A 21,668-nucleotide genomic window follows, 5' to 3' on the forward strand; every position below is an offset into this window, starting at 1 on the left:
ACGTCGTCGTCCTTAGGAACGGGCGGGGTGGCGGTGGGCGAGGGTGTGGGCGATTGGGTCGGAACCGGAGTTGTCGCCGTCGCACTTGATGTCGAAGTAGCCGTAGATGTCGGCGTCGGCGACTTCGTCGGTGTGGGTTTGGTGCTCGACGTCGGCTTCGGCGTCGGCGACTTCGTCGGTGTGGGCTTGGTGCTCGGCGGCTTCGTCGGTGTGACCTTGGCACTCGACGTCGGCTTCGGCGTAGACGACTTGGTCGGCGTCGGCTTGGCACTGGGTTTTGCGGTTGGTTTTGGCTCGGTGCGCCTCAACCAGGCGAACCGGCCCTCCGTGCCTGCGGGTACCTTGACGTTGCTCACAATGCCCCTCCTGTGATCGGTGCTTTCAGGGTCCAGTGGGCCACCAAACCACCGGGGTAAAGCCCGCCGGCAGCCGTCTGCGACGGCTCGGCGTGGCAGTGCATGGGGTATTCCCAGTCAGTGGTCCGCGCTGCCCACACCTGGTTGACGGCGTCGGGCGGCCGTTTGATCGGGATGATGCAGTCCTTGCGGTCCATGGGTTCCAGTTCGACCACGTCCTCCCACTGTTGGACCACCACGTGCCCCTCGGGATCCACAAAGCCGTCGCTGCGCGGCCAGTTGTAGTTGTTGCGTCCCACAGTCCACAGGTGGTTGCCGTGGAAGTGCATCTGGTGGAACACAATGCCGGGGTTGACCATGCGGACCAGCTGCCCGCCGCGCAGCGTCCCCAGCTCAGTGCCTTCGCCGAATTGCCGGACGTCCAACTGCCGAGGGTAGCCCGAGATCAGCGTCTCTTCCTCCGTGGCCAGATTCAGCGCGTCATCGGTGGTGATTCCCAGGGATTCGAAGCCGCTGCGACCGTTGAGAAGGAAGTACCGCGGCACGGCTTTCGTTCGGCGGGGATCCACGGTTCCCCCCGACGCTTCGATCCCGGCCCAGACCGGATCGACATCGTGGCAGATCCACAACCATTGGCGTTCGAAGGACGCACGATCTTCCCCGATGGCCCACCGATGCTCCGGATCGATCACCAGCAGCACCCCAAACAGGCCCAGCACCCGCTCAACCGGGGCGTTGGTCGGGTCCGCGTAGATATACGTCCCGGGGGCCGGGGTGACGAGCTCCAGCATTGCGCTTCCGCCGGGCTCAATTGCTCCCGTTCCGACATCAGTGCGCCCTGGGCCGGCTTCGTGCAGCGTGAACTGGTGCGGCTTGGACAGCCGATTGTGAACCCGGATCCGTATCCTGCTGCCCACTTCCGCGATGATGGTCCGCTGCGGATAGTAGCTCGCCCAATAGTTTCTCCGGATGAAGTACTGCCCGGGGTTGGCAGGGTCCGGCCCGAAAGGCTGGGGTGTTCCGTGCGGTGGCAGCGGGGCGCCCAGGGGGTAGGTCCGGCTCTCCACTAGTTGCCCGTCCGCAGTGAACACCTTCGGTGCGATAGCGAGGCTGGGCCGGAAGTCATCGACATCAGTCGGGCGGTCCCCGAATCCGCGGTGGTACACGAGCGATTTGTCGACCATTTTGAGGTAGCCCTCGTTGATGTACAGGTCAAGAACCCCTGGCAGCGGGCTGACGGCGAGGGGCTGCACCGTCGCCACCCTGGCGGCCTGTGCCGCTTTGGCAGGTTGCGCGTGAAGCAGGGCAACCGCCCCCACGCCTGCGGCCGCCCCGTACCGGAGGAAGTCCCAGCGGCCCAGCTGACCTGTAGCCACACGACCGGCGGGTTCCGCCGCGTTCTCGTTGCCTGTTTCAGCGGTTCCCAGGATGTCAGTCATGATCCACCGCCAGCGAACCGGGCCGGTTGAGCACCGGGGGCAGTTCCAGGGCCACTGGGGGCCCCCCACCTCCCGGTTCGGTGAACCCGGCGGAAAGTCTCGTCTCACCGGAGGGCACCAGGAAGCTGATCCACAGGGACATCGTCGACTCGGCCGGGAGCGGGCCGGTGACCGCTTCCGCGTCCCGGTTCGTCACCGTAGGTCCGTCCGCCCCGATCTGCAGCCGCAGCTGGCCCGGCGCGAAGAGCACGGGCTGGTCGGAGTCGTTGCGGAGTTCCAGCCGGAGGGCCAGGTGCTCCCCCCAGGTGCTGTTGGCTGGTTGAACCGTTGCGCCAACCGCGTTGTGGCCGCCGTGGGCGGTGCCGGTCAGTTTTTGGGCGCCGACGCCGCTTGGACCGGTCGCCGGCAGGAACCGCAGCTGCCGTTCGGCCTCGGTCAGCCGTACGCTCCCAAAGGAGGTCTTCACCCCCGGCGGGCCGGCAGAAGCGCCGGCCACCAGCAGGCCGCCGGCCGCAGCTGTGCCCGCCACCGTAACACCGATCAGGACGCCGAAGACCCGGCGCGTCAGGCCGGTTCGGTCGTCGGATGCGATGGTTGCGTCAACCGCTGAGCTGGCGTCGACGGTAGGCTGCTCAACGTCCCCCAATAGTGTGGTCATCGGCCCTGTCCGCTCATTCGGTGTGGATCTGGATGGGTGTGGCCTGTCGTCCAAAAATGATGACTTCGACACCTTGTAGAAACCTAGGGATTGACCGAAAACATGGAGAATTGACCTATGCCTGATACAGCTACAGACCTGCGCACCGGACTTCTGCTCGACGTCGATGGGCCGATCGCGAGCCCCGTGTCGCGCACCGTGCGGAAGGAAATCATTGACGACCTCCTGACGCTTGCTGCTGCGGGGTGGCCGGTCATCTTCAACACCGGGCGGTCCAATGCGTTTATCCGCAGTGAGGTCATGGACCCGATGCTCAGGGCAGGGATTCCGGAGGGTGTGGTGTTCCACGCCATCTGCGAGAAGGGTGGGGTCTGGTTCAGCTTTGACCGCTCAGGGGCCGGGGAACTGCACGTCGATCAGTCGCTCGCGCTGCCGGAAGAGTTCGGGGCGGGGATTCGCGACCTGGTGGCGGAGAAATATTCGGCCCACATGTTTTTCGATGAAACGAAGTACGCGATGGTCTCCGTGGAGCAGCACATCGACGTGGATAACACCGATTACCTGGCGGAGCAGGCAGGGTTCGACGCCGACGCGCTGGCCCTGATGAGTTCCTTCGGGATGGGAGTATGCCGGTTAGCGCACCATGCTCCGGACAGTGACGACAACATTGACTTCAGGATCGACCCGACCATCATCTCCACCGACATCGAGTCGGTCCGCCTGGGCAAGGACCTGGGTGCCGAGCGGGCCCTGGCCCTGCTCGGCTCCATTCCGTCCCGCTGGCGGACTGTCGGGGATTCACGCACCGACTACGCGATGGCCGATTACCTGCACGCGCAGGGCTACGACGTCGCCCACGTCGATGTCCGGCCGGCGGACGGCGTGCCCACCACCCCGTATCCAGTGCTCACCGAGGACCATCTGACCAACGACGACGCCGGCGCCGCCTTCCTTGCTGGCTGCGTGCGGTCCCTGCAGGACCCCAGCCACGAGCCGTCCACTCGTTAGGCTGCTGTGCCGAGGGCGTCCTCGATGGCAGCGACAACCTCGTCCGATTCAGGTTCGACGGTCGGGGCGAAGCGCGCCACTACCGAGCCCTGATCGTTGACCAGAAACTTCTCGAAGTTCCACTTCACCAGGCCGGGCAGGATCCCGTTCTTGAACTTGGTCAGCTCCGAGTACAGCGGGTGCTGGTTCTTGCCGCGCACATCGGCCTTCTTGGTCAGGGGGAACGTGACGTCATAGGTGGTGGAGCAAAACGACTGAATATCCTCGTCGGTGCCTGGCTCCTGGCTCATGAACTGGTTGCAGGGCACTCCGACCACCACAAATCCCTGGTCGCGATACTTCTGGTACAGGTTCTCCAGTCCCCCGTACTGCGGGGTGTAACCGCACTTCGACGCGACATTCACCACCATCACCGTCTTGCCCTTGAAGTCGCCGAACGACTTCTCAGTGCCGTCATTCATGGTCAAAGGAATGGAATGCAGATTCGTTGGTGACATGGTTACTCCCGGTAGTCGACTGCTTAGCATTCGTACGGTAGCAGCCCGTGGATGGGCCTGAGCAATAATGAGGGTGTGGCCTCACTGATCAGCACCTGGCGAACACAGCTCCGCAAAACCTTCACCGGCAACTCGGAGGTCCCTCCGTCCTGGGCGGAGAAGCTCGACGAGGGCGACGACGTCGGATACTTCCCGCCGTCGTCAGCGGCCTGGGCGGTTCACGGGTCCATGACCCCCCTGGTCGGCGGGATCCGCGCGCTCCTCCTGCAGGCCCTGCACCCGGGCGCGATGGCGGGCGTCCACGACTTCTCGCGCTACCGCGAAGACCCCCTCGGGCGCCTGGCGGGCACCATCCAGTGGATCTTCACCGTCACCTATGGGTCAGCCGAGGCGGCCAAGGGCGGCTCTGCCTGGGTGCAACGACTGCACCAGCGGGTCTCGGGGACGTACACGGACAGCCAGGGGGCGACCCAGCCCTACTCGGCGGCATCCCCCGATTTACTGCGCTGGGTGCATCTGGCCTTCACCGACGCGTTCCTCGCCTCACATCTCGCGTACGGGCCAAAAATCCCCGGCGGGGCCGACAACTATGTCAGCGAATGGGCCCAGGCAGGACGGCTCATGGGGGTCACCGACCCGCCGGAATCCGCGGCGGAGCTCGCCGCCCAACTGGCAACGTTCGACGGCGAGCTGGTGTGCAGCCCGCAGGTCACCGAAGCCCTCCGGTACATCAAACGTCCTCCTCTTCCGGCGTCACAGCGGTTGGGGTACCAGGTACTGTTCGCCGGGGCAGTGGCAACACTTGAGCCTCGGCACCGGGAACTGCTCGGGCTGCGCGTACCGTCGCTGGGGCCTATCCCCTTGCCGGTGCGGACAGCTACCCGGCTGGTCATGTTCATTGTCCGGCTGGGTCTTGGGCCGGAAGGGCCCAGCGAGGCAGCGGCGCTCCGCCGGCTCGCACGGCTGCGCGGCACCGACGCGAATCCGCCAGGGCCGGGGACGTAGCATCCGGGCACGCTGCACGGATGCTCGCTGAGACCGGGCTTTTACTGCGCATGAACGCTCATGCGCAGTAAAGCTGGCCGGAGGATGGGCATCTGTGCCGGTCTGACACAAAGGAAAAGCACCCCCAGCCGAAGCTGAGAGTGCTTTTCGTAGTGCGGAGGATGGGGGATTTGAACCCCCGAGGGCGTTAACCCAACACGCGTTCCAGGCGTGCGCCATAGGCCGCTAGGCGAATCCTCCTAGTTTGGAGCAGATACCAGACTACCCAACGGAGAACGATCTAACGAATCGCCGCCGGGGGAACCCGCCACACACCGCCGTGAGCAACGGTTGCCCGACGCGCCACCGACCGATCCCCGGCCTACATTTGAGCCCTCTGACCGGCCGACGACCCGGTTCGAAGCTGACCGCCGGATTCCTGTAGACTCTTTTCCGGCCCCTCATGTGGTGTCACCCTGTGAACTCCCCCAGGACCGGAAGGTAGCAAGGGTAAGCGGGCTCTGACAGGTGCATGGGGGGTCTTCTCATTCCCTGACGCTTCAGGAGCACCGATGAACAGCCCCGGCGCCGGACGCTTTGCACCCAGCCCATCCGGAGAGCTGCACCTGGGGAATCTCCGCACCGCCATGCTCGCGTGGCTGTTCGCCCGCAGCACCGGACGGACGTTCCTCCTGCGAATCGAGGACCTGGACCGGGCCCGCGCTGGAGCCGAGGACGCGCAGCTCGCCGAGCTGGCCGCCGTCGGGCTCACCTGGGATGGGACGCCGGTCCGCCAAAGCGAGCGCATCCCTTCGTACGAGGCAGCCGTTGGCTCCCTGCGGGAAGCTGACCTGCTCTACGAATGCTTCTGCACCCGCCGGGACATCGCCGAGGCAGCCACAGCACCACACGGCCTGCCCGGCTCCTACCCGGGCACCTGTCGTAACCTCGCCCCGTCGGAACGCCCCCAACAAGCCCGCCCGCCGGCGCTCAGGCTCCGGTCGGGCGCCTCCACCTGGACTATCAGTGATCAGCTGCACGGCGAGTACACGGGCCCAGTGGATGACTTTGTCGTTGTCCGCAGCGATGGTGTGCCCGCCTACAACCTGGCAGTGGTGGTCGACGACGACGCCCAGGGGGTGGACCAGGTGGTCCGCGGCGATGACCTGCTCAGCTCCGCGCCACGGCAGGCCTACCTCGCCACCCTGCTGGGAATCACCCCACCCCGGTACGCGCACGTTCCCCTGGCCCTGAACCGGCAGGGACAACGGCTCGCCAAACGGGACGGCGCCGTCACCCTCGAATCCCTCGCCGATCATGGGTGGAGCGGTGACCGGGTACGGGACCTGATCCTTCGTTCGGCGGGGCTCCCGCCGGGTACGCTGGCAGGAGCGTTGGAGGCGTTTCACCCCGAGCGAGTGCCACGCGAAGCCTGGACAGTCGAGCCCGGCAACCTGTCCTGATGCCACCGCTGCACTACGTCACCACCAACCGATAGGGTTCTTCTGTGAGCACAGCCCTTTACCGCCGATACCGTCCCGAAGCCTTCGCGGATGTCATTGGCCAGGAGCACGTCACTGAGCCCCTCATGGCCGCCATCGAGAAGGGCAGGGTCAACCACGCCTACCTGTTCTCCGGGCCCCGAGGTTGCGGAAAGACCACTTCAGCACGCATTCTGGCGCGCTGCCTGAACTGTGCCCAGGGCCCCACTCCGGTCCCCTGCGGTGTTTGCGACAGTTGCGTGGAGCTGGCCCGCGGCGGCTCGGGCAGCCTCGACGTGATTGAGATTGACGCTGCCAGCCATGGCGGCGTTGACGACGCCCGGGACCTCAGGGAACGCGCCACCTTCGCACCCGTCCGCGACCGGTACAAGATCTTCATCATCGATGAGGCCCATATGGTGACCTCGGCGGGCTTCAACGCGCTGCTGAAGATCGTTGAAGAGCCGCCTGAGCACATCAAGTTCATCTTCGCCACCACCGAACCGGACAAGGTGATCGGCACCATCCGGTCCCGCACCCACCACTACCCGTTCCGGCTGGTCCCGCCCGAACCGTTGATGGCTTATCTCGATCTCCTCTGCCAGCAGGAGGGCATCCCGGTGGCCCCCGGCGTGTTGTCCCTCGTGATCCGGGCTGGCGGCGGCTCGGTGCGCGATTCCCTCTCTGTGCTCGACCAGCTCATGGCTGGTGCCGGTCCGGATGGGCTCGACTACGAACTTGCCGTGTCCCTCCTCGGGTACACGCACGCGTCCCTGCTCGACGACGTCGTCGACGCCTTCGCAGCGGGCGACGCCGGCACGGTGTTCAGCGCCGTCGACCGGGTAATCCAGACCGGTCACGACCCCCGCAGGTTCGTTGAGGACCTTCTGGAGCGGTTCCGTGACCTCATCATCGTCAACGCGGTCCCGGACAGCGCCGCAGCGATCCTTCGAGGCACCCCGGATGACCAGCTGAATCGGATGCGCACCCAAGCGAACCAGCTGGGTCGCGGCGAGCTCTCCCGTGCCGCCGACATCACCAATACGGCACTCACCGAGATGACCGGCGCCACATCACCGCGCCTGCACCTCGAACTGTTGTGCGCCCGCATCCTGTTGCCGGCCGCCGACGAAACCGAGCGGGGAACCCTGGCGCGCGTCGACAGGATTGAGCGTCGCCTGCAGTATGCCGGATCCGGAGCCGTTCCGGACCAGACTGCAGGACCGGCCGCCAAAGCTGTGGAGCCCGCTCCCGCGTCCAGCGCACCCACCAGCCCGCCGGCAACATTAACACCGCCCGCCGCAACCCCTGCAACCCCGATGCCCGTGACCCCGTCACCGGAGCGCATAGCCCCCAGTGATTCGGCGTGGCCGGAGGAAACAGACCCGGTCGAGACAGCGCCGGCTTCGACGTCGCCTGACGCGTCGACCCCGGTGACGCCCGCAGCATCGGCTCCCGTTTCGACAGATCCGGGCCCCTCGGCGCCCAGAGGCCCAGCGGCACCCGCTTCAGCTCCCGCCGCGCCGGAACCAGCCCGGCAGGAACGGGTAGCGGCGGCTCCAGCGTCCGGCGCCCCACAGGTGGAGATGATCCGCCGCGCATGGCCCGAAATCATGGATGAGCTGGCCCGGATCAAGCGGACCACCTGGCTCAACGTCAATCCCGACGCGAAGCCGCGGACCATGAACGGAAACCAGTTGGTGCTCGCTTTCGCAACGCAGGGAAACGCCATCGCGTTCCAGCGTGGCACCCATATGGACAACGTGAAGCAGGCGATCCACAAGATCCTTGCCCTCAACGTCACCATTGAAGTGCTCCACGACGGCGCCGCGTCAGCGGGTGAGCCAAACCCAAAAGTACCCACTAGTCGGCAGGCGCCGACGGAGCCCCCCAGCAGGTCAACGCCCGAATCGGGTCAGCCCAGCCAGGCGCTCCCGACGACGGCCCCGTCACGCCAGACGCCAGCCGTCTCTGACCAGGGTGCAACCCCGGCTGTCCCTCCGCCCGCCGCCAGCCCCGCAGAACCTGCTGTATCCGCCGCCAGCCCCGCAGAACCTGCCGCGACCGCAACATCGCCCGGGGCGGCCGCATCGACAGAGCGGCCACCCTCGCAGCCAGCACCATCAGCCGCCGCACCCTCGGCGTCCACCCCCGCATCGACGAATTCCGGGCCAGAGGCATCCCCTGCACCGGGCAATGCCCGGCCACGGGTTGTGGCCGCGGCGGCCCCTTCCCGGGCTACGGACCAGTCACGTGGGGCAGCGCCGGCTCGTTGGAATACCGGCCCGAGCACCGGCGCGAACCAGAGCGGTCCTGCCCGGCAAACCCCCGGCGCTCCGGCTGCCGCCTCGAGTCGGCCCCAGCGAAGCAGGACTCCCGCGGAGCCTGACGACTCCTGGGCCTCCGTGGAACCGCCCTCCGACGAATACGATCTGGGTCCGGAAAGCAACGCCTGGCAGACTGCCGAACCCACCAGCGCAGAGCCCGAGGACACATTGTCCACCCGCCGCCCGTCGCAGCCCGCACCTGCACCGGATGCGCCGGACGCCCGACCTGCGCCGACCGCGACGCCCGTCCGGGAGAAATCCCAGGACCTGCCTGCGGCGAAACCCTCGAATACACCGCGCGAACAGCCTCCGCGGGCAACCGCGCCTGGACCAGCCACTCCACCACCGACGGCCGCAACGCCACCGGCGAAACCGCTCAGCCGATATCAGCGTCTGCTCGACGAGGCGGAGCGCAAGCGTCTGGAGGAGGAAGCGGCTAATCCGCGGAAGGGCGCCGTAGACTTGACCTACGTTGAGGACGAGCCCAGCGCCGATGATGAAACCATCGAAGAGTCGGGGCTGGTTGGGCGCTCAGCCATCGAACGCATCCTGAACGGAAAATTGATTGAAGAACGCGGCGTCGACAGCCCGTAGCGGTCAGTCCCAGTGAATTAGCAACCAGAAGAAGGTCCAGTGTACGAAGGCGCAGTCCAGGAGCTCATCGACGAATTGGGCCGTCTTCCAGGCGTCGGACCCAAGTCGGCTCAACGGCTGGCCTTCTACATTCTGGAAGGCGACGGCGAGGACATCAAGCGCCTCGTCAATGCCATCGTCACGGTCAAGGAACGGGTCAAATTCTGCACGGTGTGCGGCAACGTCGCCGAGCAGGAAACCTGCGGCATCTGCCGTGACCCGCGCCGCGATCCAACAGCGATCTGCGTGGTGGAAGAGTCAAAAGACGTGATCGCCGTTGAACGGACCCGATCCTTCAGGGGCCGGTACCACGTGCTCGGCGGCGCCATCAACCCTATTGCCGGCATCGGTCCCGACCAGCTCAGGATCCGCGAACTCCTGAGCCGGCTCTCCGACGATCAGATCGAAGAGATTATCATCGCCACCGACCCCAATCTCGAGGGTGAAGCGACCGCCACCTATCTGGCACGGATGCTGAAGACCATCGGGATCAAAGTGACCCGACTCGCCTCCGGGCTGCCGGTCGGCGGCGACCTCGAATATGCCGACGAAGTGACCCTCGGCCGTGCCTTCGAGGGGCGCCGCACCGTTTCCTAGCTATTCCTGGGCAGCCGACCGATGGTCGCTGGCCCTCGAACCCCGATCCGGTGGTCAATCTGGAGATCGGTGGGCAACAATCCGGTCACCGATCTCCAGGTTGACCCATCCGGTCCGCTTTGCTCCCCCAGGTCAGGCGATCCGCGTCCCCTGCGCGAGGCGCCGGGTGGGAGTGGTGAGTTTGCGGCGGCCAAGCCACAGCAGGCCGCCCGCTAGCGCCGACTGCAGCACCAACCCGAGGGGCCAGATCGGGAATCCCCCTTCAGGCAGGTCCCGCCCGGTACCTTGTGCCTCCTCGCAGGTCATCTCGTAGTCGGGGCCGGCCTGCAGGAGACGGACTCCCTGACTGATGCCCTCCATCACGCCCGGCTGGACATACACGTCCGAGCTCATCGGCGCTGCAACCTGACCAAAACCGCCTCCGCGGGAATAGGGCACCGAGTCGGCCACGATCACGAAGGGGTTCGCGGCCAACAGCCACGCCGTCCGCTCGGTGTGGTGCACCGTCTGGACCTCGGTCCGGGTAACGCATTCCAACTCCACCGACGCCGGAATCTCCTGCGAGAAGTCGGTGCCCGGCGGGTATTCCATGTAGGAGTAGGTGACCTCCGCGTTGTCTTCTTCAACCAGGGCGTAGCTTAGCCCGAACGTGATGAGGGTGCCGATGCCCAGCAGTGCCACCACCATGTAGGTGGTCACGATCGAGAACAGAGGCCGGTTGGCCAGCGCCGAGATGCCGATACCGATCGCCGACACGATGCCCAACTCGATGCTGAGCATCAGCAAGGAGACAAACGCTTCCGCCGGGTTGACCCCACCCAACGCGAGCGCCCAGAAGATAAACGGCGTACTGACCAGCAGGAAAGCCAGCGACGCCACCCACGAGGCAAGCCATTTGCCCCACAGGATCTGACCGGGCGTCAGGAGAGTGATCTGCAGGATGGCAAGAGTACCGGCGGCCCGGTCCCCATTGACTGCATTGGCGGACAGCCCCGGCGCGACCAGCAGCCCGAAGAACAGGACGAATCCCACCACCAGGTCAAAGAGGATGGCGCCGCTTCCGAAGGTTGACGCCGTCGTCAACGACGCCAGCAGGAACACCAGGCCAATCACGAAGAACCAGACGACCAGCATGATGTACCAGGCCCGGGCCCGCAGTCGCTGCCGCATCTCCAGGCCGAAGACCGCTTTTACCCCGCCCCAATAGGTCAGGGCGAGGTCGGAGGACGCACCGGTGGAGCCCGGTTGCTCGGTGATTGAGATGCTCATTGGTTGTCCGTATCGAGGCTCATGTAGGTTTCTTCGAGGGCGCCACCAGCCGGCGCGAAGGCGGTGATGGCGACGTCGGCCAGGACCAGGGTGCGCAGGAGCCACGCCGCCTGGTCGGTACTGCTGACAAGGACCTGATACTCGGCGCGGCGGGAGTCCCCGCGCACCTCAAACTCGACGCCGTGACTGGCCAGCGCGTCGGCCAGCGGCTGCAGAGGATCGGCCTGGATGTAGTAGCGGCGGATCTGGGTGCCGGCTTCGTCGAGGGTCTGATTCTTGACCGACTCGCCCCGGTTGATGAACACCGCACGGTCTGCGATCTCGTCGAGTTCGGAGAGCACATGGCTCGACACCACGATGGTCTTGCCCTGGTCCGCCAGGGAACGCAGCGTGGTCCGGAGTTCCACCCGGGATCCGGGGTCAAGCCCGGACGCCGGCTCATCCAGAAGGAGCACGGCTGGATCGTGGATCAATGCCCGGGCGAGGCTCAGCCGCTGCTGCTGCCCCCGGGACAAAACCCGCGCGGGTTTATCGGCGAACTCCTCCAGCCGGACGGCGGCGAGCAACTCTGCAGCACGCTCGCGGCGGTGGTCCACCGGCATCCCGTACAGCGAACCCATCGTGGTGAGGATCTCGGTGGCGGTGAGCGATTCCCAGACCCCCAGGGTGTCGGGCATCCACCCGACCCTGCGCCGCACGGCGGCGGCGTCCTGCATCGGGTCCACACCGCCCACGGTGAGCGTTCCGTCGTCGGGCGCCAGGAGCGAGGCCAGGATCAGCAGCAGAGTGGTTTTACCCGATCCGTTGGGCCCAATCAGCGCTGTCACCTCCCCGGGCGGCGCCGCAAAGTCGATGTGCCTGATGGCCGCGACGGAGCCGAAACTCCTCGCGATTCCCCTGGCAACGATTCCCCCATACTCGTTGTTCATAGTTGAACACTATGCGATGCACGTCACGTTCAGGTGATCCTGGGCGGAACAATCGGACGCACAATTGGCTGACGCATTTCCCGCAGGGCTAAACTTGGACCGTCAACCGCAGCGCCAACGATGTCGCACGGCCTCACCCACTTATCCGTCAGCGAGCGTGCGCATGAGCTTGATCGTCCAGAAGTTTGGTGGCTCCTCAGTTGGGGACGCCGCCGGCATCAAGCGTGTCGCGCAGCGGATCGTCCAGACACAGCGCGCCGGCCACCAGGTGGTGGTTGTCGTCTCGGCGATGGGTGACAGCACCGACGAGCTGCTCGACCTTGCCGCCCAGGTCTCCAACGACGTCGTCGCCAACCCCCGCGAAATGGACATGCTCCTGAGCGCCGGCGAGCGTATCTCCATGGCACTGCTGGCGATGGGCATCCAGGGGCTCGGCGCGTCAGCCCAGTCCTTCACCGGCAGCCAGGCCGGCATGATCACGGACGCCATCCATGGACGCGCCCGCATCATTTCCGTGTCACCGCACCGGATCAGATCCGCGATTGACCGCGGCGACGTTGCCATCGTCGCTGGTTTCCAGGGGATGAGCCGCGAGAGTAACGACATCACCACGCTGGGTCGTGGCGGGTCGGACACCACGGCGGTGGCGTTGGCCGCGGCGCTCACTGCAGACGTGTGCGAAATCTATACCGACGTCGACGGCATCTACAGCGCGGATCCGCGCGTGGTGCCGAGCGCACGGAAGATCGATCAGATTTCCAGCGAGGAGATGCTGGAAATGGCGGCTTCGGGCGCCAAGATCCTGCACCTGCGCAGCGTCGAGTACGCCCGCCGGTTCGGCGTCCGCCTGCACGTGCGGTCCTCGTTCAGCGAGCAGGAGGGCACCTGGGTCCTGCCCAGCCCCGACGACCACATCAAGATTCAAGAGGGAGATCCCATGGAACAGCCCATCATCTCGGGCGTCGCCCATGACCGTTCGGAAGCGAAGGTCACCGTGGTGGGTGTCCCCGATATTCCCGGGAAGGCTGCGGAAATCTTCGGCATTGTCGCTGGAGCGCATTCCAACATCGACATGATTGTGCAGAACGTGTCGACGCACGGGTCCGGGCGCACCGACATTTCCTTCACGCTGCCGATCGTCGAGGGGTCTGAAGCGTTGGCCGCTCTGAAGGCTGCCCAGGAACGGGTGGGCTATGAGAGCGTCGACTACGACGAGAAGATCGGCAAGCTGTCGCTGATCGGCGCAGGAATGAGGTCGAATCCCGGGGTGTCCTACCGGTTCTTCAAGGCGCTCTCCGATGCGGGAGTGAACATCGACATGATCTCGACGTCGGAAATCCGCATCTCCGTGGTGACCGATGCAGACCTGCTGGACCGCGCGGTCCGGGCCGTGCACGCCGCATTTGAGCTCGACGGCGAAACGGTGGCCACCGTCCACGCCGGCACCGGGCGCTAATCCTCAGTGTGTAGGACTTTCTTGCCGGTGTAGTCGGTGTACTTCGTGATGGGCTCGGGTGGCCGGGCCGGCGGGTGCTCCCTACGCACGGCGTAGTGGTGACCGGTCGAGTCCTCCTCCACCTCGAATCCGGCAAGATCGGCCTCCGACGCCTGCTCGAATTCGTCGTGCCGGTGAACGACGGGCAGGCTGGGATCGCTCCGCTCCGCCGGGCCCATGAATATCCTGGCCGGGTTCCTCAGCCACTTTCGTGGTGTTGCCCCTGGATGATCTTTCATTCGAACCGCCTTCTCTCCACGCGATACGCCTGCCGCCAATTTTACCGCCGGTGGAAGGAAAAGGCGCCGCCGAAAACCGGGCAGCTAACTCCTGGGCACAATGTAGGTGCTGCCGTCCGGACGCTTCACCGTTTCCCACTGCGACGCGTCGGCTTCACGGTCCTTCAGCAGCGCCTGGTTCTCCCGGGTCATGGGGTGGTCGAGCGAACTGCTCTGGGCTGGCCCAAACACTGCGCGGGCCCTCCCCGTCGCTGTCATGAACCGCTGCACAAAACTGGGCTTACCCGCCATGGTGTTCCTTCCGCGCTGCTGATCGATGAACGTCTTCCGCTTCCCATTATCCTCCCGGGTTGACCGGTCCCCGACGTCGACCGGATGGGGCCGCGGTGAGACACTGGAGGGGTGAGCAGCTTATCGATCAGTGCGACGGCGACGGCCCGGCCGGGCGCTCTGACGGTCCTGCAACGGGACCGGTGGCTCTCCGCCACGACGTCCCATCGGGCACGGGTCGAACCTTTCGCCCGCCCTTACCTGGAACGGCGGTCTGCCGGGTTGAAGCACCCGGTTGAGGATTTCCTGTTCACCTACTACACCCAGAAACCGGGCCAGTTGTCGCGCTGGCACCCGGGAGCCGGCGTCGTACTCACCGGCCCGGAGGCCGCCGAGCGGACCACCTGGAAGCACTATCGGACGCTGACGGTAGCCGAGCGCACGGAGCTGGCCCTGGAGGACGACGTCGACGCCGTCACCGCCGACGTCGACGCGTTCCGCCGCGACCGGACGGAGGCCCTGCGCTTCGCTGCGATCATTGTCCGCCGCACGCAGGCCCGCCGGGCCCAACTGGGCTGTTTCGGCTTGCACGAGTGGGCGATGGCGTACCGGTCGCAGGTCAACGGGGTGCGCCACGAGTACCTTGAGCTCCGGCTCGGGGGCGAGGGAACCGACCGGTTGGTTGAAGACAGCAAGATCAGTTGCACGCACTTCGACGCCTTCCGGTTCTACACACCGCAGGCGGTCCCCCTGAACGCCCTGCAACCCACCAGGGAAACGCAGCGTGACCTCGAACAACCCGGGTGCCTGCACGCCAACATGGACCTGTACAAATGGGCGTACAAGCTGACCCCCCTACTCTCCAGTGACCTGGTGATGGATTGTTTTGAACTGGCGTGGCGGATCCGGGCGATGGACATGCGGGCCTCGCCCTATGATCTAGCCCACTGGGGCTACGAACCGATCCGCATCGAGACACCAGCGGGCCGCGCCGAATACGCCCGTCTGCAACGCAGATTCTCCGACGAGTCCCAACACCTTCGGCAACGATTGGGTACCGCTTTGGAGAACGTGGAACTGGCCGGGACGCAACCGGCGTTGAGCTAGTGATGGTCCGTCCGCACCATCGGGAAACCGACTCACCAGCAGCCGCGGCGTAGTCCGTCGCCAGGATAAGGAGAGATTCCATGATCCGCGAACACCTTTCCCGCCGCCCGTTGACGCCGCCAGCCGTCCTGGTGGGTGCCGGCTTGATCCTGCTGCTCCTCACCGGCTGCGGTGCAGAAAGTGGGGGAACACCCCCGGGCTCCGCAACCGGCGAGCCGACCACCCAGCCGCCGACAACAGCTCCTGACCCGTCGGCAAGTATCGACCCCGCCACCGAATCTGAGCTCACGGTCATCGTCACCGCCGGCGACGACGCCGAGCCGGTCACCTACGAGCTCACCTGCGCAGCCGGGGAGCCCGTCGGTGAATCGGCCTTGCCGGATCCTGCTGCGGCCTGCGCGGTGCTGGCGGAGCACGGCGATCTGGTCGCGGCGGAGCCGGACCCCGACGCCATGTGCACCATGCAGTACGGAGGACCGGAGACCGCCGTCGTGAAGGGCACCGTCGCTGGGGAACAGGTCATGGCCAGCTTTTCCCGGGAGAATGGCTGCGAGATTGACCGGTGGACCATGTTTGAGCCGCTGCTTGGAACGCCAGGTGGCACCGGCACCCTGTAGCCGGTGCCGCATTGAACACCCCCTACCACCCGAAATTCCGGGCTGTGGGTGATCCCCGGTAGACTGGGGGCGCAAGCTCGCGGAGCGCTGGATTCACCATTTTCCTCAGCGTGAGACGGCACCTCCGAAGCCACTGCATTTAACGCACCTTGAGCCCAGGAGTAACCGGATGCCCCGGATAATTGTTGACGTCATGCCTAAACCCGAGATTCTTGACCCGCAGGGTAAGGCCATTGCCGGAGCGCTGCCGCGGCTGGGCTTTACCGGGTTCACCGGGGTCCGCCAGGGCAAGCGCTTCGAACTCACCGTAGACGGCGAGGTGACCGAAGAGCTGCTGGAGCAGGCACGCGCCGCCGCTGCCACCCTTCTGTCGAACCCGGTCATCGAAGACGTGACCCGCGTTGAGGTGCTCACCGACGGACCGGGCGAGGACGCCAAATGACTCAGGTGCTCGCAACCGAGGACGGGGCGGCGCTTGACTCGGTCCGGGTCGGGATAGTCACGTTCCCTGGCTCCCTCGACGACCGCGACGCCGCCCGCGCGGTGCGCCTCGCCGGCGGCACAGCTGTCCCCCTCTGGCATGGCGACCACGACCTGCAGAACGTTGACGCCGTCGTCATCCCCGGCGGTTTCTCCTACGGCGACTACCTGCGCGCCGGCGCCATCTCCCGGTTCGCTCCCCTGATGGAACAGATCACCGCCGCCGCCTCGGGTGGCGACAACGCGCTGCCCGTGCTGGGAATCTGCAACGGCTTCCAGGTCCTCACCGAGGCTCACCTGCTGCCCGGCTCCATGATCAAGAACAACCACCTGCATTTCCTCTGCCAGGATCAGCGTCTTCGCGTCGAGAATGCCGCCACCCTGTGGACCGCCTCCTACGCTGCGGGTGACGAGATCGTGGTTCCCCTGAAAAACCAGGACGGACAGTTCGTTGCCGACGAACGCACCCTGGACGAGCTGGAGGGTGAAGGCCGGGTGGTGTTCCGCTACGTGGGCGGCAACCCCAACGGGTCCCGCCGCGACATCGCCGGAATCTCCAACGCTGCCGGAAACGTGGTGGGACTGATGCCCCATCCCGAACACGCTGTCGAAGCTGGCTTCGGTCCCGACTCCTCGGCCGCCGGACAGGTCGGTGTCCGCGGTGGCACCGACGGACTGGGAATATTCACCTCTGTACTGAAGAAGCTGGTTAAGTAAGTGACCCTCAATAGCTCAGCCGTGCCTGCCGAGGCCCGCAAGTTCAACATCGACACCGTGGCCCACGCCACCGGGACTCCCGACGTCGAACTCCCCTGGGCCGCGCTCGGCCTGAAGGAAAACGAGTTCGACCGGGTGGTCGAGATCCTCGGCCGCCGTCCCACCGCCGCCGAGCTGGCCATGTATTCGGTGATGTGGAGCGAGCACTGCTCCTACAAATCGTCGAAGGTGCACCTGGCGCAGTTCGGCGACAAGGTCACCGACGCCATGAAGGAGCACCTCCTCGTGGGCATCGGTGAAAACGCTGGCGTCGTCGACATCGGTGACGGCTGGGCCGTGACCTTCAAGGTGGAATCCCACAACCACCCCTCCTTCGTGGAGCCTTACCAGGGTGCTGCCACCGGCGTCGGTGGCATTGTCCGCGACATCATTTCGATGGGCGCCCGCCCGGTCGCGATCATGGATCCGCTGCGTTTCGGCGCCATCGACCACCCCGACACCCCCCGGCTGGTGCATGGCATCGTCTCCGGCATCGGCGGCTACGGCAACTCCCTGGGCCTGCCGAACATCGGCGGCGAAGTGGTGTTCGACTCCGTCTACCAGGGCAACCCGCTGGTCAACGCACTGGCTGTCGGCGTCCTGCGCCACGAGGACATCCGCCTGGCCAACGCCTCGGGCGTGGGCAACAAGGTGGTCCTGTTCGGCGCCCGCACCGGCGGCGACGGCATCGGCGGCGCTTCGGTGCTGGCCTCCGAATCCTTTGACGCCGACAAGCCGTCGAAGCGCCCGGCCGTCCAGGTGGGCGACCCGTTCGCCGAGAAGGTGCTCATCGAGTGCTGCCTCGAACTGTTCAAGGCCTCAGTGGTGGAGGGCATCCAGGACCTCGGCGCCGCCGGCATCTCCTGTGCCACGTCCGAGTTGGCGTCCAACGGCGACGGCGGCATGCACGTTGAACTGACCGACGTCCTGCTGCGCGATCCATCGCTGACCCCCGGCGAAATCCTGATGTCCGAGTCCCAGGAACGCATGATGGCTGTCGTCACCCCGGCCAACGCCGCCGCGTTCGAAGCCATCATGGACAAGTGGAACGTCGAGTACTCGTGGCTCGGTGAGGTCACGGACACCGGTCGCCTCATTATCGAATGGGATGGCGAGAAGATTGTCGACGTCGATCCCCGCACCGTGGCCCACGACGGCCCGGTCTACCACCGGCCGTTCCACCGCCCCACCTGGCTCGACACGCTGCAGGAGAACACGTTCGACGGCGACCGGCCGGCGGACGGCGAGGGCCTGCGCGCCGCGGTGCTCGAACTGATGTCTTCGCCAAACATGTGCTCGAAGGACTGGATCACCAACCAGTACGACAGGTTTGTGCAGGGCAACACGGCCCTGGCCATGCCCGACGACGCCGGTGTGATCCGGGTGGATGAGGAAACCGGTCTTGGTGTCGCCATCTCCACCGACGCCAACGGCCGCTACTCCTACCTCAACCCCTACGAGGGTGCCCGCCTGGCCCTCGCCGAGGCTTACCGGAACGTAGCTACCGCCGGCGCCAAGCCGCTGGCCGTCACCGACTGCCTGAACTTCGGTTCCCCGGAGGACCCCGAGGTGATGTGGCAGTTCGCCGAAACCGTCCGTGGGCTCGCCGACGCCTGCCAGGAACTCGGGGTCCCCGTCACCGGCGGCAACGTGTCCCTCTACAACCAGACCGGCGGCGTGCCGATCCACCCGACCCCGGTGGTCGGAGTTCTCGGCGTGTTTGACGACGTCGCCCGCCGCACCCCCTCGGGTTGGCGCGACGACGGGCAGGCCATCTACCTGCTCGGCACCACGCGGGATGAGCTGGACGGCTCCGAGTGGGCCAACCTGCGAGGCCACCTCGGCGGTCAGCCCCCGGTGGCTGACCTGACGGCGGAGAAGACCCTCGCCGCCATCCTCATCAACTCTTCCCGCGACGGCATGATCGACGCCGCCCACGACCTGTCCGAGGGTGGACTTGCCGCTGCACTGTCGGAGGCGGCTCTGCGCTTCGGCGTCGGCGCGCGGATCGGAATCGATGAGCTCTGCGAGCGCGACGGCATCGACCCGTTCACCGCACTGTTCTCCGAGTCGCAGGGGCGCGCCGTCGTCAGCGTCGCCCGCTCCGAAGAGGTCCGGTTCAACGACATGTGCACGGCACGCAACTACCCGCACCTGCGGATCGGTGTGGTCGACGTCGAAAGCGGTGCCCTCGACGTGCAGGGCCACTTCACCCTGCCGCTGGATGAGCTGCGCACCGCCCACGAGGCGACCCTGCCCGCGCGCTTCGCCTAACCGCGGGGCACCGGGCAACGGCGGGGGTACTGTGGGGCCATGATGGTGCCTGCCTTGCCCCTGCTCACGGTGCTCTTCGGCGTCACTGCTGGGCTGATCCACGTGTATATTTTCGTGCTGGAGTCCCTGCGGTGGCGGCACCGGGCGGTGTGGTCCCGGTTTGGCGTGAGGTCGGCCGGGGACGCTGAAACCCTGCGGCCGATGGCCTTCAACCAGGGCTTCTACAACCTGTTCCTGGCGATCGGGGCGCTGCTGGGCGTGGTCCTCGCGGTCACGGGCGACGGTAGCGTCCGGGCGGTAGGTTACGGGATGCTGTTGCTGGCGTTGGCGTCGATGCTGCTCGCCGCCCTCGTGCTGATCCTGAGCAACCACCGGCTGGCGGTCGCAGCGGCGATCCAGGGCGGGGCGCCGGCGGTTGCCCTCGCCAGCCTTCTGCTGCCCGGCTAGTCCTGGGTCAGCTGGCCAGCCGTCGAGCGGCGGCCAGGTACCGGCGGGTGACCAGTTCCTGGCAGAACCGGGCCACCGGCGCACCCAGTGTGAAGAACCAGTTGGCGTGCCGGCTGAAGGCAAACACCTCGAAGTAGACGGCACCGTCCGGGTCCAGGACGGCGATGAACGCTTCCTCGCCCCGTTCCGGGTGGCCCGGCAGCGTGCCATACCCAAACCCGGCCCGCTGCGCGCCGCCGTCGTCGGTCGGCTCCTCTACCCACACCACGCGGCACGGTGCGGGCAGCCGTAACCGGCCCACCCCGAAGCCGGGAACCACCCCGCGGCCGGCGGTCGCCCGGCCCTGGTCCGCGGGCACACTCAGACCTGCACCGCGGTGCAGGTCCCAGCACAGGATGCCGTCCGCCAGCCGGACATACGCGGCGTGGCCCGTGCCCACCCGGGCCCTGCGGCTGACCGTCCGGAAACCATCCGGTGACTCACCGCGCTGACTCAATCCCACCGGCTCATACGTAAAACTAGGTGTCGTCATCTGCTGCCCATCTGCTCCAGCCGAGCATCACACGGTCCCTCGTGGGCAGGGATGCCACCACAAGGTCGTAGGAATCCTCAATCATGTCGCGGATCATCGGCTCGGGGAGACTACCGGTGCACGACACACCGTTCCAGTGTGTTTTGTTCAGGTGGTAGGCCCCGACGATTTCCGGGTGCGCGGCGCGCAGCTGCTCCGCCAACAGAGGCTCACACTTCAGGCTCACCGACAGCTGCGGATCCGACAGGTCGGAGAGGGCGAACATCTTCGCGGTGCCCCCGGGAGCTTTCACCTTGAACACCGACGCCGACGGACCAAACGGGAAGTCCTCGAAGGTGCCCGGCAGTGCCAGGCAAAACTCACGCAGACTAACTGGATCCATAGGGCGAGCGTACCGCCAACTAGTGGCAGGATGGGAGGACACCAACCGCAGGAGCGCACCATGAGCGAGGCAAAACGCCAGGCCGACAAGGCAGTGGACACCGCCGAGGACGTCTCGGAGTCCAAGGCATTTGAGATTGCGGCCCGGGCCGGCTACATCGCTGCTGGTCTGCTCCACCTGCTGATCGGCGTCATCGCGCTGCGGGTGGCGATGGGCGGGTCCGGCAGCGCCGACCAAAGCGGCGCGATCAGCGCGCTGGGCGACGGACCCGGCGGGGCGCTGCTCCTCTGGGGGTGCGCTCTCGGATCGATTGCACTGGCCCTGTTCATGGTCAGCGAAGTATTCTTCGGCGCCCGCGGGCTGAAGGATTCCGACAAACTCAAGTTCCGCGCCAAGAACGGTGCCAAGGCGGTCACCTACGGTGTCATCGGCGGCACCTTCGCCTCCTACGCCGCGGGTGGCAGCAGCGACAGCAGCGAAAGCACCCAGAACCTGAGCGCGTCCCTCATGTCCAACCCCGCCGGTTCCATCCTGTTGATGGCTATTGGAGCCGGGGTGATGGTGGTGGGCGGATACTTCGTCTACAGCGGTGCAACCAGGCACTTCACCAAGAACCTGTCAGGGCTACCGGGCAAGGGCGCGGGCACAGCGGTGATCCGTCTGGGCATGGTCGGTTACATCGCCAAGGGTGTTGCCCTGCTGGTGCTGGGCCTGCTGTTCATTGTGGCTACGGTGAAGAATAATCCCGAAGAGTCCACCGGCCTGGACGGCGCCCTGAAGTCCCTGCAGGACCAGCCCTATGGCGCGTGGATTCTCGGCGTTGTTGCCCTGGGCCTAATCGCCTACGGCGTGTTCATGGTGATCCGCTCCCGATACCAGAAGATGTAGCCA

The 21,668-nt window shown here is 66.1% G+C and carries 23 protein-coding genes, 1 tRNA gene and 1 other RNA gene; 15 read left to right on the top strand and 10 right to left on the bottom strand.

What is annotated here, in order from left to right:
• Positions 1-45: 45 nt before the first annotated feature.
• The gene (locus tag IWX62_RS00530) at positions 46-372 is read left to right on the top strand and encodes a hypothetical protein (RefSeq protein ID WP_196839420.1); all 327 of its coding nucleotides are present in this window, start codon (positions 46-48) and stop codon (positions 370-372) included.
• Here IWX62_RS00530 and IWX62_RS00535 read toward each other — a convergent pair.
• The gene (locus tag IWX62_RS00535) at positions 353-1,795 is read right to left on the bottom strand and encodes a multicopper oxidase domain-containing protein (protein WP_196839421.1); all 1,443 of its coding nucleotides are present in this window, start codon (positions 1,793-1,795) and stop codon (positions 353-355) included. The two genes, IWX62_RS00530 and IWX62_RS00535, sit on opposite strands and share 20 nt — an antisense overlap.
• Positions 1,788-2,453, bottom strand: a complete 666-nt coding sequence (locus tag IWX62_RS00540; protein ID WP_333483124.1) for a hypothetical protein — start codon at positions 2,451-2,453, stop codon at positions 1,788-1,790. Before IWX62_RS00540 ends, IWX62_RS00535 begins: the two co-directional genes overlap by 8 nt.
• A 117-nt stretch (positions 2,454-2,570) precedes the next feature.
• On the opposite strand from IWX62_RS00540, the gene IWX62_RS00545 reads away from it, so the two are divergent.
• Complete coding sequence (locus IWX62_RS00545) at positions 2,571-3,461, top strand: hypothetical protein (protein WP_196839422.1); 891 nt, start codon at positions 2,571-2,573, stop codon at positions 3,459-3,461.
• Here the strand turns inward: IWX62_RS00545 and IWX62_RS00550 are convergent.
• Positions 3,458-3,958 carry a glutathione peroxidase gene (locus IWX62_RS00550; RefSeq protein WP_196839423.1) on the bottom strand — a complete coding sequence of 167 codons (501 nt, stop codon included), beginning with the start codon at positions 3,956-3,958 and terminating at the stop codon, positions 3,458-3,460. The two genes, IWX62_RS00545 and IWX62_RS00550, sit on opposite strands and share 4 nt — an antisense overlap.
• Positions 3,959-4,033: 75 nt before the next feature.
• On the opposite strand from IWX62_RS00550, the gene IWX62_RS00555 reads away from it, so the two are divergent.
• A complete protein-coding gene (locus tag IWX62_RS00555; RefSeq protein ID WP_196839424.1) occupies positions 4,034-4,963 on the top strand; it encodes an oxygenase MpaB family protein in 930 nt (309 codons plus the stop codon).
• Positions 4,964-5,118: 155 nt separating this feature from the next.
• Here IWX62_RS00555 and IWX62_RS00560 read toward each other — a convergent pair.
• Positions 5,119-5,203 (bottom strand) — tRNA-Ser (locus tag IWX62_RS00560).
• Between the two features lie 191 nt (positions 5,204-5,394).
• Here IWX62_RS00560 and ffs point away from each other — a divergent pair.
• The 4 genes from ffs to recR all read left to right on the top strand — a co-directional run bounded on the left by ffs (position 5,395) and on the right by recR (position 9,980).
• Positions 5,395-5,490: signal recognition particle sRNA small type (gene ffs / locus IWX62_RS00565), an RNA gene on the top strand.
• Between the two features lie 24 nt (positions 5,491-5,514).
• Positions 5,515-6,405: a tRNA glutamyl-Q(34) synthetase GluQRS gene (gluQRS, locus tag IWX62_RS00570; protein ID WP_196839425.1), complete on the top strand. Its 891-nt coding sequence runs from the start codon at positions 5,515-5,517 to the stop codon at positions 6,403-6,405.
• A gap of 44 nt (positions 6,406-6,449) precedes the next feature.
• Positions 6,450-9,344, top strand: coding sequence for a DNA polymerase III subunit gamma and tau (locus tag IWX62_RS00575; protein WP_196839426.1), 2,895 nt, complete (start codon positions 6,450-6,452; stop codon positions 9,342-9,344).
• Positions 9,345-9,383: 39 nt separating this feature from the next.
• Entirely contained in the window at positions 9,384-9,980 is a 597-nt protein-coding gene (gene recR / locus IWX62_RS00580; protein WP_196839427.1) for a recombination mediator RecR, read from the top strand.
• 132 nt (positions 9,981-10,112) lie between these two features.
• Here the strand turns inward: recR and IWX62_RS00585 are convergent, their stop codons facing one another.
• Positions 10,113-11,249: an ABC transporter permease gene (locus IWX62_RS00585; RefSeq protein ID WP_196839428.1), complete on the bottom strand. Its 1,137-nt coding sequence runs from the start codon at positions 11,247-11,249 to the stop codon at positions 10,113-10,115.
• On the bottom strand, positions 11,246-12,178 hold the full coding sequence (locus IWX62_RS00590; RefSeq protein ID WP_196839429.1) for an ABC transporter ATP-binding protein: 933 nt from the start codon (positions 12,176-12,178) through the stop codon (positions 11,246-11,248). The genes IWX62_RS00585 and IWX62_RS00590 overlap by 4 nt, the downstream gene beginning before the upstream one ends.
• Before the next feature lie 163 nt (positions 12,179-12,341).
• Between IWX62_RS00590 and IWX62_RS00595 the strand changes: the two genes are divergently transcribed.
• Positions 12,342-13,634 (top strand): aspartate kinase, encoded by a 1,293-nt coding sequence (locus tag IWX62_RS00595; protein ID WP_196839430.1) that lies wholly within the window; start codon positions 12,342-12,344, stop codon positions 13,632-13,634.
• Here IWX62_RS00595 and IWX62_RS00600 read toward each other — a convergent pair.
• Together IWX62_RS00600 and IWX62_RS00605 are read right to left on the bottom strand one after the other, a co-directional pair.
• A complete protein-coding gene (locus IWX62_RS00600; protein WP_196839868.1) occupies positions 13,631-13,912 on the bottom strand; it encodes a hypothetical protein in 282 nt (93 codons plus the stop codon). The genes IWX62_RS00595 and IWX62_RS00600 overlap by 4 nt on opposite strands.
• 84 nt (positions 13,913-13,996) lie before the next feature.
• Positions 13,997-14,203 (bottom strand): hypothetical protein, encoded by a 207-nt coding sequence (locus IWX62_RS00605; protein ID WP_196839431.1) that lies wholly within the window; start codon positions 14,201-14,203, stop codon positions 13,997-13,999.
• A gap of 111 nt (positions 14,204-14,314) precedes the next feature.
• Here IWX62_RS00605 and IWX62_RS00610 point away from each other — a divergent pair, with 111 nt between their 5' ends.
• The 6 genes from IWX62_RS00610 (at position 14,315) to IWX62_RS00635 (ending at position 19,863) form a co-directional block, all read left to right on the top strand.
• Complete coding sequence (locus IWX62_RS00610; protein ID WP_333483125.1) at positions 14,315-15,289, top strand: 3-methyladenine DNA glycosylase; 975 nt, start codon at positions 14,315-14,317, stop codon at positions 15,287-15,289.
• An 80-nt stretch (positions 15,290-15,369) separates the two neighbouring features.
• On the top strand, positions 15,370-15,906 hold the full coding sequence (locus tag IWX62_RS00615) for an SSI family serine proteinase inhibitor (protein WP_196839432.1): 537 nt from the start codon (positions 15,370-15,372) through the stop codon (positions 15,904-15,906).
• 169 nt (positions 15,907-16,075) lie between these two features.
• Complete coding sequence (gene purS, locus IWX62_RS00620) at positions 16,076-16,348, top strand: phosphoribosylformylglycinamidine synthase subunit PurS (RefSeq protein ID WP_196839433.1); 273 nt, start codon at positions 16,076-16,078, stop codon at positions 16,346-16,348.
• The gene (gene purQ / locus IWX62_RS00625) at positions 16,345-17,103 is read left to right on the top strand and encodes a phosphoribosylformylglycinamidine synthase subunit PurQ (RefSeq protein WP_196839434.1); all 759 of its coding nucleotides are present in this window, start codon (positions 16,345-16,347) and stop codon (positions 17,101-17,103) included. Before purS ends, purQ begins: the two co-directional genes overlap by 4 nt.
• Complete coding sequence (gene purL, locus IWX62_RS00630) at positions 17,104-19,416, top strand: phosphoribosylformylglycinamidine synthase subunit PurL (RefSeq protein WP_196839435.1); 2,313 nt, start codon at positions 17,104-17,106, stop codon at positions 19,414-19,416.
• A 39-nt stretch (positions 19,417-19,455) separates the two neighbouring features.
• A complete protein-coding gene (locus tag IWX62_RS00635; RefSeq protein ID WP_333483126.1) occupies positions 19,456-19,863 on the top strand; it encodes a DUF1304 domain-containing protein in 408 nt (135 codons plus the stop codon).
• Between the two features lie 7 nt (positions 19,864-19,870).
• Here the strand turns inward: IWX62_RS00635 and IWX62_RS00640 are convergent, their stop codons facing one another.
• Positions 19,871-20,395 (bottom strand): DUF1990 family protein, encoded by a 525-nt coding sequence (locus tag IWX62_RS00640; RefSeq protein ID WP_196839436.1) that lies wholly within the window; start codon positions 20,393-20,395, stop codon positions 19,871-19,873.
• Positions 20,382-20,777, bottom strand: coding sequence for an MmcQ/YjbR family DNA-binding protein (locus IWX62_RS00645; protein ID WP_196839437.1), 396 nt, complete (start codon positions 20,775-20,777; stop codon positions 20,382-20,384). The genes IWX62_RS00640 and IWX62_RS00645 overlap by 14 nt, the downstream gene beginning before the upstream one ends.
• 60 nt (positions 20,778-20,837) lie before the next feature.
• Between IWX62_RS00645 and IWX62_RS00650 the strand changes: the two genes are divergently transcribed.
• Complete coding sequence (locus IWX62_RS00650; RefSeq protein ID WP_196839438.1) at positions 20,838-21,665, top strand: DUF1206 domain-containing protein; 828 nt, start codon at positions 20,838-20,840, stop codon at positions 21,663-21,665.
• Positions 21,666-21,668 lie beyond the last annotated feature (3 nt).

The organism is Arthrobacter sp. CAN_A1, from assembly GCF_015751665.1.
Lineage (GTDB): Bacteria > Actinomycetota > Actinomycetes > Actinomycetales > Micrococcaceae > Arthrobacter_D.